Raw genomic sequence first — 15193 nt, 5'->3', positions numbered from 1 at the left:
CACAGTCGGGACAAATGGCTTTTTTGTTGTTATTATCTAAGCAAATTGTGATTCCTATATTTTCAATAATCTGATAACTTTTGACTGTCACTCCCTCAATATTAAGGAGTTTGGTCATTAGATGAAGGTGAGGATGGGTAGCCATAGGTATAAGTTTTATTTTAATTTTTCTCAGTTCTGATTTTATTAAATAAAAAAAAGCCATGTAAGTCAATATATAATTGCTTTACCAGCGCCTAATTTTTAGATTTTATAGTTAATTTTTATAAAAATTATTAACTTTTTTACATACTAGGTTCGGTAGAGCCGTTTTTAGTAGGCATTGACTTTCTCTGAAAATTATCATATTATACGATACAATATGCGTTTTAGATGCTGAACAGCTTAGTAGTTTAAAATTAGTAGATGAACTTCAATCGCCAAAGTTAATGACTGACATAATTATGCCGCAAGTTTTGGAGCAAATTTTGAGTAACAGCAAGACTGCGGATGCTGTTTTTTCAGCTTTGCTACCGGCTTTAGGTGAAGTGTTAAATTGCGATCGCGTTTTTCTTTATCTCCGCAATCCTGAAACCAAAACAGGTAAAGCAGCTTACTGTTGGTGTCGCAACTCGAACTATCCCGATGTTACCACTGTCGAATGGAAAAAAGAACCGGAATCTTTAGGGGAAGAAGACCCTTTGTTTGCAGCAGCATTGCGAACTGAACCTTCGATTTTTGTTGAAGATGTCGAAACAGCAAATCCTGAAGTTGTCAACAAAGATTTTGAAGCAAAAGAGTTCGGACACCGAGCTTTGATTCACGCTCACCTTTGTGTTGATGGCTTGTTGTGGGGGGTTTTGCAGCCTTGTATTTTCGATCGCCCCAGAGTCTGGACTGACTTTGACCGCCAAGTTATTGCAGCAGTTACAGAAAAGATTTCGCCCTTAGCTGTGGCTTTTGTTAAGGGCGCGCAACCGACATAAAATAGGTTTGTAATGAGGAGTCTTCGTTCTCACTACAAACCTGTAACGATGTTTTTTATCTATCAAACCAGGTTTATGCGTAAGTTATACAAAACATCTTGCAAGCACATCAGCGGCCCAAATCGTGCATCGCATTAATCTCCGTTGCACATCTTTGAGTCAGCGCTTCCAACTCTTGGCGATCCGACGAACCGGGCGCCTCAATTACTTTACCGATTCGTATAGTTAACGGCACCGGTTGCGGTACTAGCAAACCTTTGATAGAAATCGCATGAGTTCCCCACAAACTAACAGGTAACAGCGGGGCTTTAGCCTTAGCAGCTATCAGCGCAGCGCCTAATTTCGGTTCAGTAATTCTACCGTCGGGCGTGCGAGTTCCCTGCAAAAATACACCAGTCGCCCAGCCATTGTCCAAAGAGTTGATAGCCGATCGAATTGCACTGCGATCGGCACTTTTCCGGTTGACTGGATAAGCGCCGTAAAGCGTAATTGCCTGCTTCAAAATAGGAACTTTAAATAATTCTTCCTTCGCCATAAATGCGACAGGCCGCCTCATGCAATTAGACAAAATTGGCGGGTCAAAATCGCTGGCGTGATTGCTGACTACTACCAGCGGCCCTTCTGCAGGTACGTTTTCGGCACCGTAGATGCGGCCCCGAAAGTAAAGGTGCAGCATGGGGCTGACTATTGACCACTTGAATAAATAGTAGAGAAGTAAACTTTCGACTGGTTCGCGACTTTTGCTCACGGAAAACCTGAGATTTTAAATTACATCGAATATCAGCCTATCAGTTCAGCAATCAAAATTGAACAGTATTTTGAGGTTTTTAGGGTGCTGGTGGCGCACCAGCGGTATCAACTCAAGCAAAAATATCCCGGTTGTCTGCGGTTGGAAACCGCGCCTGCACAAACAAAACCTACTCCAAGCGGTTAGCAACGTAGATTTTCAATTGAGGTTTTCGAGCCTTCTCGATCGCCCGTACCGGCTTTGCACAACAAGCCGCAGTAAAATTTGCCTGTTGTGCTATTTATTTTTCGCCACTTTTCGGGCCAACGAACTCAATTTTAGAGCCTGGGGCTTAATTCAACGTTAACAATCGATTAAGCGGGTACATCTGCAAAACTGCTCACATTTACCAAGTCTAGATCCGGACAAGTCCGTTTGATCAAACCTGTGAGAACTTTGCCGGGGCCAATTTCCAATACCCGATCGATTCCTTGTTGCGGCAATTGCAGCGAAATTTCTCGCCAGCGCACACCTTTAGTCATCTGCTGGTTCAACCGCTGCTTTAAAGTAGCGGCGCTGGTAGTCGCTGTTGGTTCTGCATTCGAGAGCACCAGCATTTTAGCATCAGAAAACCTTGCAGATTTTAAGGCTTGTTGAAATTCTGAGGCCACTGATGCCATCAGCGGAGAGTGAAACGCACCGGAAACATTCAATTTAACGGCGCGTTTGACTTTGATTTTCGCAAGCAAATCTTCTACTGCTTCTGGAGTTCCAGAAATTACAACTTGTGCTTCGCTGTTGTCGTTGGCGAGTACCACGTCTCGGCTGTATTGAATTTGCAGTTCCAATTCCTGCCTGTCAAACCCGATCAAAGCCACCATTTTACCACCGGAGGCTGTGTCCATGAGTTCGGCGCGACGTTTGACCAAGCGCAATCCCGTTTCAAAGTCAAAGACGCCTGCTGCGTAGAGGGCAACATATTCTCCTAAACTGTGACCTGCAACTACTGCTGGCCGATCGCTCTTTTCTCGCACTAAGTCTGCCAAAATGCTTTCTATTACGTACAAGCAAGGCTGAGTGTAGAGAGTACGAGATAGTTTTGCTTCTTCTTTTTGGCAAACTTCTGGGACAGACCAGCCTAAAATATCTTTGGCTAGCTCAAATTTGGCTTTGGCTGTTGGCAAGTTTAATAAGTCTGCACCCATTCCGATCGCCTGGGAACCTTGTCCGGGAAATACCCATGCTGTTTTAGTCATTTTTCCGGTAATCTGCTAATTGGTGGTTGCTAATTCTTGATTACAAAAATTCTTTGTTTTCCGCTTTTTTCGTTCGCTTGCTGGTATCCGCTATCTTTCTGTTAACGAACTATCTACTAGCGACTCATAACCATAACATATAACTGCCATTTTTACGAGCTTTATATTTTTTCTACTTTAATTCAGATTAATCGCCGCAGCAGGGGATGCAACTGTATAAAACATCCAAACCGCTATGCAGTAAGTCATTCCCAAATTTTTAATCACCAATCGTATAACTCCTGTGCTCCAGGTACACCCATCCGCGCAAACCTTAGCGGGTAGTCTGTCGCGTTCAAAGATTTTGCTTTTTTAAGGGTTGCACTCCCGACAATCACTCTGCCAAGCTTCAAGCCTCCAAATATTATACCGTTTTTCCCCAAAAACGAAACTGCTTTGCGATCTTTCAAAATCGCAGTCGATCGATGATACCAAATCCGGCTGCATCAGAATGATTAAACCGCCAAGGCGAAGCCGAACGCAAAGGAAGAGAAAACAGAGATAAATAATTTCGATGCCAACGGATTTGATCTGATTCCCGATCGCAAACGATCTTACCTGCCCCATTGAAAAATTGCGGCACCCCAAGTCAAACCTGCACCAAAACCTGCCGCAGCAATAGTATCGCCCGTTTTAACTTTACCCTGACGCACGGCTTCGTCTAAGGCAAGGGGAATCGAAGCTGCTGAAGTATTGCCGTAATTTGCCAAATTGCTAATTACTTTTTCCGGGGGAATCTTCAGCCTTTGAGCAACTGCATCGAGAATCCGCTGATTGGCTTGGTGCAACAGCAGCCAGTCAATTTCTGCAGCGCCGATATTGGCCCGAAACATAGCTTTTTCTACGACTTCCGGCACTTTTTTCACCGCAAAACGATAGATTTCTTGACCGTTCATTGTGATGGGTTCAAATCTTCCAGCTCCGATGTTGACGCCCTCAACTAATTCTTTTGACTCGGCTTTGTAAGCTAAATTGAGAGAGGAATTTTGCGTGCCGTCGCTGCGAATTTCAAATCCCAAAAATCGATCGACTTGGGAAGCTTGCAATACCACCGCACCTGCACCGTCTCCAAATAGAATGCAAGTACCCCGATCCGACCAATTCACCCAGCGAGATAAAATATCTGCTCCAATTAGCAAAACATTTTGATAAACGCCTGTCCGGATGAACTGCGAGGCTGTAACCAAACCAAAAACAAAACCAGAACAAGCTGCTGTCAGATCGAATGCTACAGCTTTTGTCGCGCCTAACTGATATTGAATTTTGCCGGCACTACCAAACAAATCGTCAGGACTTGAGGTGGCCAAAATAATCAAATCGATATCTGTCGGCGAAATTTCTGCCATTTCGATCGCCCTTCGGGATGCCTCTGCGGCTAAATCGCACAAAGAAGTGCGATCGTCCGCCAACCTGCGCGATCGAATACCCGTTCGCGCCGCAATCCACTCGTCAGACGTTTCCACTATCTGACTCAAACCGTGATTGTCAAGGGAAATCTGTGGCGTACAAGAGCCGCTACCCGTGACGGCAATGCCGAACCCTGATTGCTGCAACATTCTTCTCCATTTATGAGCGATTCTGTCGAACAATTAAAAATTAAAAATTACAAATTAAAATTATTTTTTAAACTACTGAAATTACTTTTTTAACGAGCAAAACAGATTGTTTAAGCTGACATTTTTAATTTGACATTTTTAATTTTTAATTCCTACTTACTGCCTCTAATTAACAGCTTCTTGTTCCAGAGCGGTTTCGCGATTTTCAGAGCGAATTCGTTCCAGCACTTGGTTGTCAATAGCCTCTTTCGCCAAACGAATGGCATTAAAAATCGAGGCAGCTTGAGACGAACCGTGGCTGATAATACAAACTCCAGCAACGCCCAACAGCAAACCGCCGCCGTGTTCAACGTGGTCTACCCGCTGCTTGAACCCTTTGAGGCTTTCTTGCAGGAGGGGAGCGCTAACTTGATTTTTGAGTCCGGCAGCCAATTCTTCCTTAAGCACTTGCACCACGACTTCGCCCACCGCTTCGGCAAACTTCAACAACACGTTGCCGACAAACCCGTCGCAGACAATCACGTCGAAGTTCCCCGACAGCACGTCGCGGCCTTCGGCATTGCCGACAAAAGGAATGTGAGGGTTGTCCACCAATAATTGATGGGTGCGTACCGCCGCGTCGTTGCCTTTAGAAGCTTCTTCGCCAATATTGAGCAGACCGATTTTGGGTTCGGCTACGCCCAGGACGCACTGGCTGTAAATAGTCCCCATCAGAGCAAACTGCTCCAAAAATTTGGGGCGGCAGTCCACGTTAGCGCCAACATCGAGAATGAGTACAGAGCAGCCGGGTACGATTGTCGGCAAAACCGCACCGATGGCGGGGCGATCGATTCCGGGGAGCCGCCCCAACCTCAGCAGGGCCGCAGCCATTGCCGCGCCGGAGTGACCGGCGGACACCACAGCATCAGCTTGCTGCTGCTTTACCAAGTTCATCGCTACGTTAATCGAAGCCTTGGGTTTGCGTTTGAGGGCACTTAAAGGTTCTTCGTGCATTTCTACCGTTCCTTCAGAAGGAACGATTTCTAGCTGACCTTTGCAGACGCGGCCGATCGCGTCTTGAAGACGTAGCGACTCTTCTATTTGCTGCGGGTCGCCCACCAGCAAAATCTCAACGCCTAATTCTTCCTGTGCCTTAAGCGCTCCAGCTACAATTTCGGCGGGGGCATGATCCCCACCCATAGCGTCTATTGCAATTCTTGCGCGTGTCGATCCCATTGACCAATGTTTGAGAAACACTAAAAATTCTACCAGGAAGTCAGTCGATTTTCGATTTTCGATTTTCGATTTTCGATTGAGTTACAGCCTTAAATCTGGGAGCAGCAACTAGGGTCTAAAATTTTAGGAGCATCCACGAATGGCGTTGGGGCGTTGTACCCGTTTCTTGCGGATCTGGAGTCTGAATCCAGCAAGTGCGAATAAATCACTAAAATCTGCTCGCGCCCGATCGGACAATTGTGATTTCCGACTACTCTGATAGAGTTTGTCTTACTTTACTATTTTTGACTGCAAATTGAAAAACTCAACGGAATACTTTACAGTGCGCCCGCCCAGAAACGGATAGAAGTTTCCGGCACTCGCGGCGAGCCCCCAAAATTTTAGATCCTAGTTCAACCTCCCAGATTCACTGCGAGAGTAAATCTAAAATCTAAAATCTAAAATCTAAAATCGATTGACTGAGTTTAGGAGTAAAAAATGCTGGATTTATTTAGCTCGGGAATCATCTCTCTGTGGCTGGACATGGCTGGGGTACGCAGTGCGGCACCCAACGCTTTGTCGGTACTGGCTTGGCGGGGAGGGATACCCGGGTTAGCGGTGGCCGAAGATTTGGCTTTTGGCGGAATAGATGCGGCAAATTCAGACTTGCCCGCAGAAGCGACGGTGCGGGAATATTTAAAAGATTTGAAGGACAAGAACCTGATTGAGGGGAATCAGGGAATTTGGGTGCAAGCGGGAATGATGCCGCTGGTAAGTCAGCAGGGCAAGACGCTGATGCCGGGGGCTTCGCTGACTAAGATTGCGACTTCTCTGGCTTCGCTGGAAACTTGGGGCGCTACTTATCAGTTTGAAACGCGGTTCCTGGGCACCGGGCCGATTAGGAATGGCGTGTTGCAGGGGGATTTGGTGGTCAGCGGCGGCGGCGATCCGCTGTTTGTGTGGGAGGAGGCGATCGCCGTGGGCAATGCTCTCAATCAAATGGGTATCGATCGCGTGGCGGGCAATTTGGTCGTGACAGGCAATTTTCGCATGAATTACCAGTCCGATCCTTTAGCTGCGGGGGAGGGTCTGCGGCAGGCTCTGAACGGGCTCAGTTGGCCTCCAAACGTGGTGGCAATGTATTCTAAGATGGCTCCGGGAACTAGAAAGCCGCAAGTAAGGGTATCCGGCAGCGTCATTGCTGAAAAATTTGTGAGTTCGGGGCGTTTGCTGCTGAAGCGCCGATCGCTGCCCTTAGCCGAAATTCTCAAGCAGATGAACGTCCACAGCGACAATGAAATTGCCCAAATGCTGGCAGACAATTTGGGCGGCGCAAAAGTTGTTCAGCAACAAGCGACTTGGGCTGCTGGGGTGCCGCAGGCGGAACTTCAATTAATTAACGGTTCGGGCTTGGGAGTCGAAAATCAAATGTCTCCGAGGGCTGCTTGCGGGATGATGCAGGCGATCGCGCGCAACCTTCAGACTACTGGGCTGACGGTTGCTGACTTGTTTCCGGTGTCCGGGCGCGATAAAGGAACTTTGGAAGATCGGCACATTCCGCGATCGGCTGTGGTGAAAACTGGTACTTTGAACTCGGTGATTGCTTTGGCTGGAGCGATACCCACGCGCGATCGGGGTTTAGTTTGGTTTGCAATTATCAATCGCGGCACCGATTGGGACTCTTTGAGAGCCCAGCAAGATATATTTTTACAAAAATTGGTGCAGCAGTGGGGAACTGCACCGACCCTGCCCCTAGCAATTACACCGCACATTGACGGCACTAGACCGGCCTTGGGGGCAGCAAATCGCAGCGATATTTTGCTCGGAGGCTAAAGGAAGAAGTCATTAGTCAGTAGTCATTAGTCATTAGTCAGTAGTCAGTTGACTGTGGTGAGCTTTCCAACGAACAGTCAGCAGCGAACAGTCAACAGCGAACAGTCAACAATGCCCCATGCCCCATGCCCCATGCCCCAAAGCATAATGTGAGATTTCGCGCCTGGAGTATGTCACAATTGAGCCAGGACTATTGTGCAAGAAGATGATCAAACTGCGATTGAAAAGATACGGGAAGAAACGCGAGACCAGCTACCGCATTGTAGCGATGAACAGCTCTACCCGCCGCGACGGCCGCCCCCTAGAAGAACTCGGCTTCTACAACCCCAGAAATAACGAAACCAGGCTGGATGTTCCAGCGATTGTCAAGCGCCTCCAACAAGGCGCTCAGCCAACTGACACCGTGCGTGACATCCTGAGAAAAGCGAATGTATTTGAACAAGTCGGAGCCGGAGCCAACGTTGAATCCAGCACAGCAGCAGTCAGCTAGTCCCAACTATGCTGGACTCATACAATTTTTAATTGGGCCTTTTCTAGAGTCGCCCGGATCTTTGCGGGTTGATTGCGAACTGCACCCGCGCCAATCGCGGGTTTGGGTTCGGCTCGCTTTTGAAGAGCCAGACAAGGGACGGGTTTACGGTAGGGGCGGACGCAATATTCAGGCAATTAGAACTACACTCGAAGCGGTAGCGCAAACGGTGGGTCAGTCGCTCTACTTAGATATATACGATGGTGAAGCAGGGGAGCGCGGCTCCGGGCCGCCCAGGGGCGATCGCGGTACGCGCGATCGAGGAGATTTCCGACCCCGAACTTCGCCTCCCTCGCCGACTCCCTTACCTAGCAGAGCTCCGAGAGAACAACCTCGCCGTACTAACACACCTACGTTTAGAACGAGCAGAAATACTCCCGGTTACTAACTCAAAAGCTGAGAAACAATTTTAGATTTTAGATTGCCTGTTGTAGACTTTGTATTACAAGCCCCGTTGGATTTGAGATGACCGGTTTTGCGATCGCACAAAAAGTTAAAATCTCAAATGTCGGCGGGCTCGGGTAAATCTAAAATCTAAAATCTAAAATCTAACTAAAATCTCAAGTTGCCTGACTTCAAAGAAAGGAGATTTGATTTGTGCCTCAAGCATCAAACTCATTTGCCAGTTAAAGATAAATGACGCCTTAGATATTAGGTACAATCTAGTGTAAGGCGTCTTTTTGTTCGCAAACACTGACTGATTTAACGGTTAATTGTTAACTTTTAATTGCTGATTTGGAGGAGCTCATGCTGGCATGACTGAAAAAATAACAATTGAGTTGCCGAACACTCAAAGCGCTATCTCGCTCGCCGGCAATCAAGAAGAAAATCTGAAAATTATCTCTAAGCAAACCGGGGCCAACCTGGTAATGCGAGGGCAAGAACTGCTGATTTCCGGCACAAAAACTCAAGTAGAATTGTGTCATAAATTAGTGCGATCGCTCTCCGGCTTCTGGAAAGCAGGCAAAACCATTACCGGAGTTGAAATCCAGACAGCGCGCCAAGCTTTGGATAGCAACCGCCAAGAAGATTTACAAAACTTGCAGCGAGACGTGCTCGCCAAAACCCGCCGCGGCGAAGAAATCAGAGCCAAAACCTTCAAGCAGCGCCAGTACGTCGAAGCAGTACGCACCCACGATTTGACATTTTGCATCGGCCCTGCGGGTACTGGCAAAACATTTCTAGCAGCTATTTTCGCCGTGCAAGCGCTGTTAAGCAAGCAGTACGAACGGCTAATTTTAACCCGGCCCGCTGTAGAAGCTGGCGAAAAATTAGGATTTTTGCCGGGAGATTTGCAGCAAAAAGTCGATCCCTATTTGCGCCCGCTTTACGACGCCCTCCAAGAAATGATCGACCCCGACAAAATGACCGATTTAATGGAAAGAGGCTTGATCGAAGTAGCTCCTTTAGCTTATATGCGGGGGCGCACTCTCAGCAATGCTTTCGTAATTTTAGACGAAGCTCAAAATACAACGCCTGCTCAAATGAAAATGGTGTTGACCCGTCTCGGCTTTCGATCGAAAATGGTAGTAACCGGCGATCTCAGTCAAACAGATTTGCCCTCATACCAACAGTCGGGATTGTCAGTTGCTCATAACATTCTGGGCAACGTTGAGGGTATTGCTTTCTGCGAATTCACTCAAGCGGATGTGGTGAGACACCCGTTAGTGCAGCGGATTGTCGCTGCTTACGAACTGTACGAAAAATAGTCAGCAGTCAACAGTCAACAGTCAACAGTCAACAGTCAGCAGTCAGCAGTCAGTAGGGGCGGTGCCCCCGTGCCCGCCCTCTTAGTAGTCAACAGTCAACAATCAACAGTCAACAGTCAACAGTCAACAATCAACAGTCAACAGTCAACAGTCAACAGTCAACAGTCAACAGTCAACAGTCAACAGTCAACAGCTAACAATCATCAAATTATGCCTAATCTGAAAGAATTCTTAGAAGCTTGCGAAAAATTGGGAACGCTGCGTTTGATCGTGACTAGCAGCGCCGCCGTGTTGGAAGTGCGGGGTTCAATTCACAAGCTGTTTTATGCGGAGCTGCCGAAGGGTAAATATGCAAATATGCACGCCGAAATATTTGAATTTCACCTGAATATGGACAAAATTAAACAGGTAAAATTTGAGACGGGCGAGGCGAAAAGAGGCAATTTTACGACTTATGCAATTCGTTTTCTGGACGAGCAAAATGATGCTGCTTTGAGCGCATTTTTGCAGTGGGGAAAACCGGGAGAATACGAACCGGGACAGGTGGAAAATTGGCACGAATTGAAGGAAAAATACGGGGAGGTTTGGGAACCCGCACCTGTTGAGGCGGTTTAAGGCTAACAAAAAATCAAAAAGGCGCGATCGCCCTGAATGCAAGTCCTCTAATTTTTAGAGTACCCATTTGATATCTTGCGAGCGATCGCCCGCAGCAGTCGCTCGATCGGCACCAAAAGCTCTTTTTTGAAGTCATTGGGTTGTGAGTCCGCGCCTGAACTGATTTTGTGGTTGCTTGTCCCCCATCAAGTTTTGAGCTAAAGTTACCATCAAAACATCCAAACTCCGAATAGTTAATCCTTGAGCCTTGACTAATAGCTTATCCCAATGGTATTAAAAGGTCTTGGAATGTTGAAACGCTGGCTTTTCCATTCTTTTCTCGCTGCACAAAAGCTAATTGATTAGACAATTTAACTTGATTAAAATATTAAAAATCTCGTTTATTTCAAATCTAAATTAGTTGATATTCCCAAGATAGTTATTTTGCTATAGTAAATATTCAGGTGACAAAATCGGCGCATACGGAAGTCATATCGTTTCCGGTTGCATCGGAATAATAAAATCGAGTCAACAGTTAACACTCAACCATTCAGTTTTTCGACCCGCCCGTCAACTCTCAACAGTCAACAGTCAACAATTCCCCAGGAGTGCAACCGGAATTGATGTCACAGATATCGGTTAAATCTCAGATGTTGCACCAAGATCGATCGGGGGGTGATTCGTGGGGGAGGGCGGGTTTATTAAACTTGTTTGCAAGCTTTAAGGTTGTTGGCGAAGCGATCCCCTACAGGTTCCACGCGAATGGTGCAATATCTCAGTTAAATTCGTTAAATCCCGTACACTAATAGTTGCCGAATTTCAACGTCCCAATTTGTTTCAGTTATCAATTTCCCAATGACTCGCTTAGCCACAACAATCGAAGCTATACTTTACCTCAAAGGTCAGCCCGTGCCGATCGCAGAAATTGCCGAGATTGCTAAGTGCGATCGAGCAGCAGCCGAAGACGGCATTATCGAACTCATGTCTGACTCTTCCCGCCGCGACAGTGCATTAGAAGTTGTGGAAACTCCGACGGGATACAGCCTGCAACTGAGAGACGAGTTTGCCAGTTTGATGCAAACTTTAATACCTCCAGAATTGGGTGTTGGAGCTTTGCGGACGCTGGCGGCGATCGCCCTCAAAGGCGGCATCGCGCAGCCAGATTTAGTGAATTTGCGGGGTTCGGGAGCTTACCAACAGGTGCAGGAGCTTGTAGAAATGGGTTTTGTACGCAAACGGAAGCCTGCAGAGGGGCGATCGTATTGGTTGCAAGTTACCGAAAAATTTCATCGGTACTTTCAAGTGGATCAACTCCCCAAACAACTGCAAATTGACTTTCAGGCAAATTTGTGTCCGAGCAATGACGATTAGTTTGAAGTAGAATGTAGCCAGCCAGAAATTAAGAATCGCCAAATGGTTTTTCACCCTGACTTTGACAATTCCAATGCCCAACAAACCGCAGTAAACCCACTTCTGAAGTACCTCCAACACCAATCTCCGGAGGTTCTAGCCCGCATCGCCAAGTCCGCCAGCCCAGAAATCCAAGAAATTATTTCTCATAACGTCCAAGGACTCGTCGGCGTTTTGCCTTCAGACAATTTTAATGTTCAAATTACCACTGACCGCGAAAACTTAGCAGGTTTGCTAGCTTCAGCTATGATGACAGGCTATTTTCTCAGGCAAATGGAGCAGAGGATGCACCTAGAAGAAAATTTAGCAAGCACCAGCTCGATTAAACCAAACTCTCCCAAAGAAAAGTAAAAAAAATTGACGGCTTGGGGAAGCCAGAAAGATTAGTGTTGTTCAAAAAATCAATAATCCTGGACGGACAGGGAATGAAGAAACCGGGTTTTTAATCCTATAATACCTCGCCATACAAGGAGGATTTGGGTAAAAAAACCCGGTTTTTGCGTCTAGGACGATCGAGTATCAGATTCATCTATTATCTCCACCTCTGGAAATTCTAGGATTTCTCTCAAGTGTTGCGACAACATAATTGTTCGGCTAGCGTGAACCGGAGAGTTGTGTTCCCCGGGCGGAAGTTTAAGGTCGATCGATCGATTGTCGATTTTTGTACCAGGGATTTTAACCCACATTCGGCACCCCAAGAATACTGTTGCTTGACTTGAGAGAATTGAAATTACTCACCGGTGGGGCTGCCGGATGCGGGAAAAGCACCCGGACGTACTTTAATTTTTTGAACTTGACCCAAACGGTTAATTTCCACTTCGAGTTCTTTGCCCACAGCAGTGTTTTCCACCCGTTCTTGCACGTCACCGGGAGAGTTGACCGGAATTCCGTCAACTTTTTGAATCACATCTCCGGCGCGCAGGTCGGCTTTTTGAGCGGGGGAATTTTCCACGACTCGCATTACGGCTACGCCTCGGTCGAGGGTGATTTTACGGTCGAGTTGTTTGTTGACTTCTGCTTTGGTGGCGGGAGTCAAGCTAATCATTTGAATGCCGAGATAGGGATGTTCGGCTTTTCCTTTGGCGAATAACTGATCGGAAACTCGTTTGGCGGTTTCGATCGGAATTGCAAATCCCAAGCCCTGAGCGTCGGCGCGAATGGCGGTATTGATGCCAATTACTTGGCCTTGGTCGTTCAGCAGGGGGCCGCCCGAATTGCCGGGGTTGATGGCTGCGTCGGTTTGGATGAATCGGACTCGTTTGTCGGGGATGCCGACTTGGGAACTCGATCGACCTGTAGCGCTAATAATGCCCACAGTCACCGTATTGTCGAGACCTAAAGGATTGCCGATCGCGATCGCCCACTGTCCCGGTACAATATTGTCCGATCGACCCAAAACAACCTGCGGCAGTTCCTTAGCATTAATCTTAACCACAGCCACATCCGTCAGCGGATCGACACCCTGCACCTTACCCTCAAACTCCCGACCGTCTTTGAGAGTCACCTTCACAGTATCGGTACCGGAAACAACGTGAGCATTAGTCACGATGCGGCCGTCAGCAGTCAGAATAAACCCCGAACCGGTACCGCGTCTGACTCGTTCTTCCGGCTGCGGCAAATTGTCCCCAAAAAACCGGCGAAACAAAGGATTTTTGAAAGCTTCCGGCACTCGATTCGTCACCTTGCTCGATGCGTCAATCCGCACTACAGCCGGGCCGACTTTTTCGGCAGCTTCAGCAATAAAATTGGGATTGCTGCGATCGACTGGGCGATTTTCCTCAACAGAAGGAGAAGCAAATGGTGGGATTTGCTGGCGCACCACGGGCAAAACCGATCCTGTTTCCAGATAATTTGGGGCTTGCAGGTAGCGATTCCCCAACCATCCCATGCCTCCGCCGCACGACAGCAAAGTCGCATAAAGGATGATTTGCTTAAAAGATAAACTCATATTTAACAACTCCCGCTGAATACCTCATCCCCGCAGACACCTTCGGCATCTAGCATTTTTGTCTTAACGACGGGAAGGAAGCGGGGCGGGGCTTACTTGCCGCTTCCTCAAGAACATAGTTGTTAACAGACAGGCGCTGATGGGCATCACCAGCAAAAATTGCTTGATTTCCCAAGAGCGAAGAAAGCTAATAACTCTTATCCTAACTTGGCTCGACCTGGGATTTGCAGTATCGGGTGCGGTTATAGTTATCAAATACCTACTTTCACTCGGCTCGAAATTTGTCAATTGTCCGAAATAAATACTTTTTTCCGTACATTAATGACTTTGATACGCTGATTTCTGGTCATTTTTGCGCTTGTAAAGGTCGATCGCCCCTTTTGGGTTCTCCGGCCGCAACTCCCGCGCCCGCACCAGAAAATCTTCCTTTAGGCCAACAACCAGGAAACTCCGACTGCGCCCGCGACTATCCCGACCTGGCGATGTCTCGCGCCGCCACAAAAAAAACCCTAGGGGCAACTGGCGGGGACGGGAAATAAATCTTAACATTACGCGCTGCCCGGTTCCTTTTTTTTGGGCGATACTGAAAAACCCGATCGGCAAAAAATCAGCCGGAACCGTCAATTGATTGGGCTTTTTAATTTATAGAAAATATAAGACTTAAAAAATTAAGCCCGTGGCGAGATTTGAACTCGCGACTTCCTCCTTACCAAGGAGGTACTCTACCCCTGAGTTACACGGGCATAAAAGATTAAAAATTTTAATTTAACATTTTTAATTTTTAACTTTTATTTAAATTGTGGTGGGCCGGGCTGGATTTGAACCAGCGTAGGCGTAGCCAGCGGATTTACAGTCCGCCCCCATTAACCGCTCGGGCACCGACCCTTTTCCACAGTTATATAACTTAGCACCTTCATCTGTTTTTTGCAACATTCAATTTAAAATTCTAATCATTAAGTGCGAAACGTATAAGTCAGATCGCGTCCGATCGATTGCCGTAACAAACACTGTTTGCGCGTGCAAGTCCGCCGGAAAGCGGGTACAAGTCCGCACTAAGGATCTAAAATTTCATAACTTAAACACCTCCTACAGTCCTTTCTCCTGTAAGTTGCAAGAAATAAGGAGGCTCTTCCTCGCCTATCTGCATGACCAGGCAGAGCGAAAGTAACGAGCAACTGACAACTGACAACGGACAACTAGACCTCTTGCCTCAGTCCTTTTAATCAAATTTTGGGACGGGTTCGCGTGCCCATCCCACAAGAAAAAAGATTTTTGTGGGATGGGCACGCGAGCCCGTCCTAACTATTTTTGCAAGAAGTCTACTGACAACGGACAACGGACAACTGACAACCGACAACTGACAACGGACAACGGACAACTGACAACCGACAACTGACAACGGACAACGGACAACTGACTACTGACTACTGACA

The 15193-nt window shown here is 47.1% G+C and carries 15 protein-coding genes and 2 tRNA genes; 9 read left to right on the top strand and 8 right to left on the bottom strand.

All coding sequences use genetic code 11. From position 1 onward, the window contains the following. Positions 1-428 precede the first annotated feature (428 nt). A complete protein-coding gene (locus tag WBA89_RS15970; RefSeq protein WP_424408060.1) occupies positions 429-965 on the top strand; it encodes a GAF domain-containing protein in 537 nt (178 codons plus the stop codon). A 109-nt stretch (positions 966-1074) separates the two neighbouring features. Here WBA89_RS15970 and WBA89_RS15965 read toward each other — a convergent pair whose 3' ends face one another. The 4 genes from WBA89_RS15965 to plsX form a co-directional block, all read right to left on the bottom strand. Beyond that, complete coding sequence (locus WBA89_RS15965) at positions 1075-1713, bottom strand: lysophospholipid acyltransferase family protein (RefSeq protein WP_424408058.1); 639 nt, start codon at positions 1711-1713, stop codon at positions 1075-1077. Positions 1714-2066: 353 nt separating this feature from the next. Continuing rightward, positions 2067-2948: an ACP S-malonyltransferase gene (gene fabD / locus WBA89_RS15960; RefSeq protein ID WP_424408056.1), complete on the bottom strand. Its 882-nt coding sequence runs from the start codon at positions 2946-2948 to the stop codon at positions 2067-2069. A gap of 593 nt (positions 2949-3541) precedes the next feature. Continuing rightward, complete coding sequence (locus WBA89_RS15955; RefSeq protein WP_424408054.1) at positions 3542-4543, bottom strand: beta-ketoacyl-ACP synthase 3; 1002 nt, start codon at positions 4541-4543, stop codon at positions 3542-3544. Between the two features lie 165 nt (positions 4544-4708). Beyond that, positions 4709-5758 carry a phosphate acyltransferase PlsX gene (plsX, locus tag WBA89_RS15950; protein WP_424408052.1) on the bottom strand — a complete coding sequence of 350 codons (1050 nt, stop codon included), beginning with the start codon at positions 5756-5758 and terminating at the stop codon, positions 4709-4711. Between the two features lie 477 nt (positions 5759-6235). Between plsX and WBA89_RS15945 the strand changes: the two genes are divergently transcribed. From WBA89_RS15945 to WBA89_RS15915, 7 genes are all read left to right on the top strand, one after another. Continuing rightward, positions 6236-7570 (top strand): D-alanyl-D-alanine carboxypeptidase, encoded by a 1335-nt coding sequence (locus WBA89_RS15945; protein ID WP_424408050.1) that lies wholly within the window; start codon positions 6236-6238, stop codon positions 7568-7570. Between the two features lie 205 nt (positions 7571-7775). Beyond that, on the top strand, positions 7776-8060 hold the full coding sequence (gene rpsP, locus WBA89_RS15940; RefSeq protein WP_332995240.1) for a 30S ribosomal protein S16: 285 nt from the start codon (positions 7776-7778) through the stop codon (positions 8058-8060). Beyond that, positions 7999-8487, top strand: a complete 489-nt coding sequence (locus WBA89_RS15935; protein ID WP_424408047.1) for a KH domain-containing protein — start codon at positions 7999-8001, stop codon at positions 8485-8487. The genes rpsP and WBA89_RS15935 overlap by 62 nt, the downstream gene beginning before the upstream one ends. 367 nt (positions 8488-8854) lie before the next feature. After that, positions 8855-9808 carry a PhoH family protein gene (locus tag WBA89_RS15930; protein WP_424408045.1) on the top strand — a complete coding sequence of 318 codons (954 nt, stop codon included), beginning with the start codon at positions 8855-8857 and terminating at the stop codon, positions 9806-9808. A gap of 69 nt (positions 9809-9877) precedes the next feature. After that, on the top strand, positions 9878-10423 hold the full coding sequence (locus WBA89_RS15925) for a ChuX/HutX family heme-like substrate-binding protein (protein WP_424408043.1): 546 nt from the start codon (positions 9878-9880) through the stop codon (positions 10421-10423). 834 nt (positions 10424-11257) lie between these two features. After that, positions 11258-11773, top strand: a complete 516-nt coding sequence (gene scpB / locus WBA89_RS15920; RefSeq protein ID WP_424408041.1) for an SMC-Scp complex subunit ScpB — start codon at positions 11258-11260, stop codon at positions 11771-11773. Between the two features lie 42 nt (positions 11774-11815). Then, complete coding sequence (locus tag WBA89_RS15915) at positions 11816-12163, top strand: DUF760 domain-containing protein (protein ID WP_193975956.1); 348 nt, start codon at positions 11816-11818, stop codon at positions 12161-12163. Between the two features lie 152 nt (positions 12164-12315). Here WBA89_RS15915 and WBA89_RS15910 read toward each other — a convergent pair whose 3' ends face one another. Further along, positions 12316-12498: a hypothetical protein gene (locus WBA89_RS15910; RefSeq protein ID WP_424408039.1), complete on the bottom strand. Its 183-nt coding sequence runs from the start codon at positions 12496-12498 to the stop codon at positions 12316-12318. Between the two features lie 44 nt (positions 12499-12542). After that, positions 12543-13760, bottom strand: coding sequence for an HhoA/HhoB/HtrA family serine endopeptidase (locus WBA89_RS15905; protein WP_424408037.1), 1218 nt, complete (start codon positions 13758-13760; stop codon positions 12543-12545). A 281-nt stretch (positions 13761-14041) separates the two neighbouring features. Here WBA89_RS15905 and WBA89_RS15900 point away from each other — a divergent pair, with 281 nt between their 5' ends. Further along, positions 14042-14299, top strand: a complete 258-nt coding sequence (locus WBA89_RS15900; RefSeq protein WP_424408035.1) for a hypothetical protein — start codon at positions 14042-14044, stop codon at positions 14297-14299. A 132-nt stretch (positions 14300-14431) separates the two neighbouring features. Here the strand turns inward: WBA89_RS15900 and WBA89_RS15895 are convergent. Together WBA89_RS15895 and WBA89_RS15890 are read right to left on the bottom strand one after the other, a co-directional pair. Next, positions 14432-14503: transfer RNA gene (locus WBA89_RS15895), tRNA-Thr, on the bottom strand. Positions 14504-14560: 57 nt separating this feature from the next. Continuing rightward, positions 14561-14645: transfer RNA gene (locus WBA89_RS15890), tRNA-Tyr, on the bottom strand. Positions 14646-15193 lie beyond the last annotated feature (548 nt).

The organism is Microcoleus sp. (genome assembly GCF_049646505.1).
Lineage (GTDB): Bacteria > Cyanobacteriota > Cyanobacteriia > Cyanobacteriales > Microcoleaceae > Microcoleus.
Note: the sequence above shows the minus strand (reverse complement) of the source record. Positions and strands in the feature narration are given on the sequence as shown.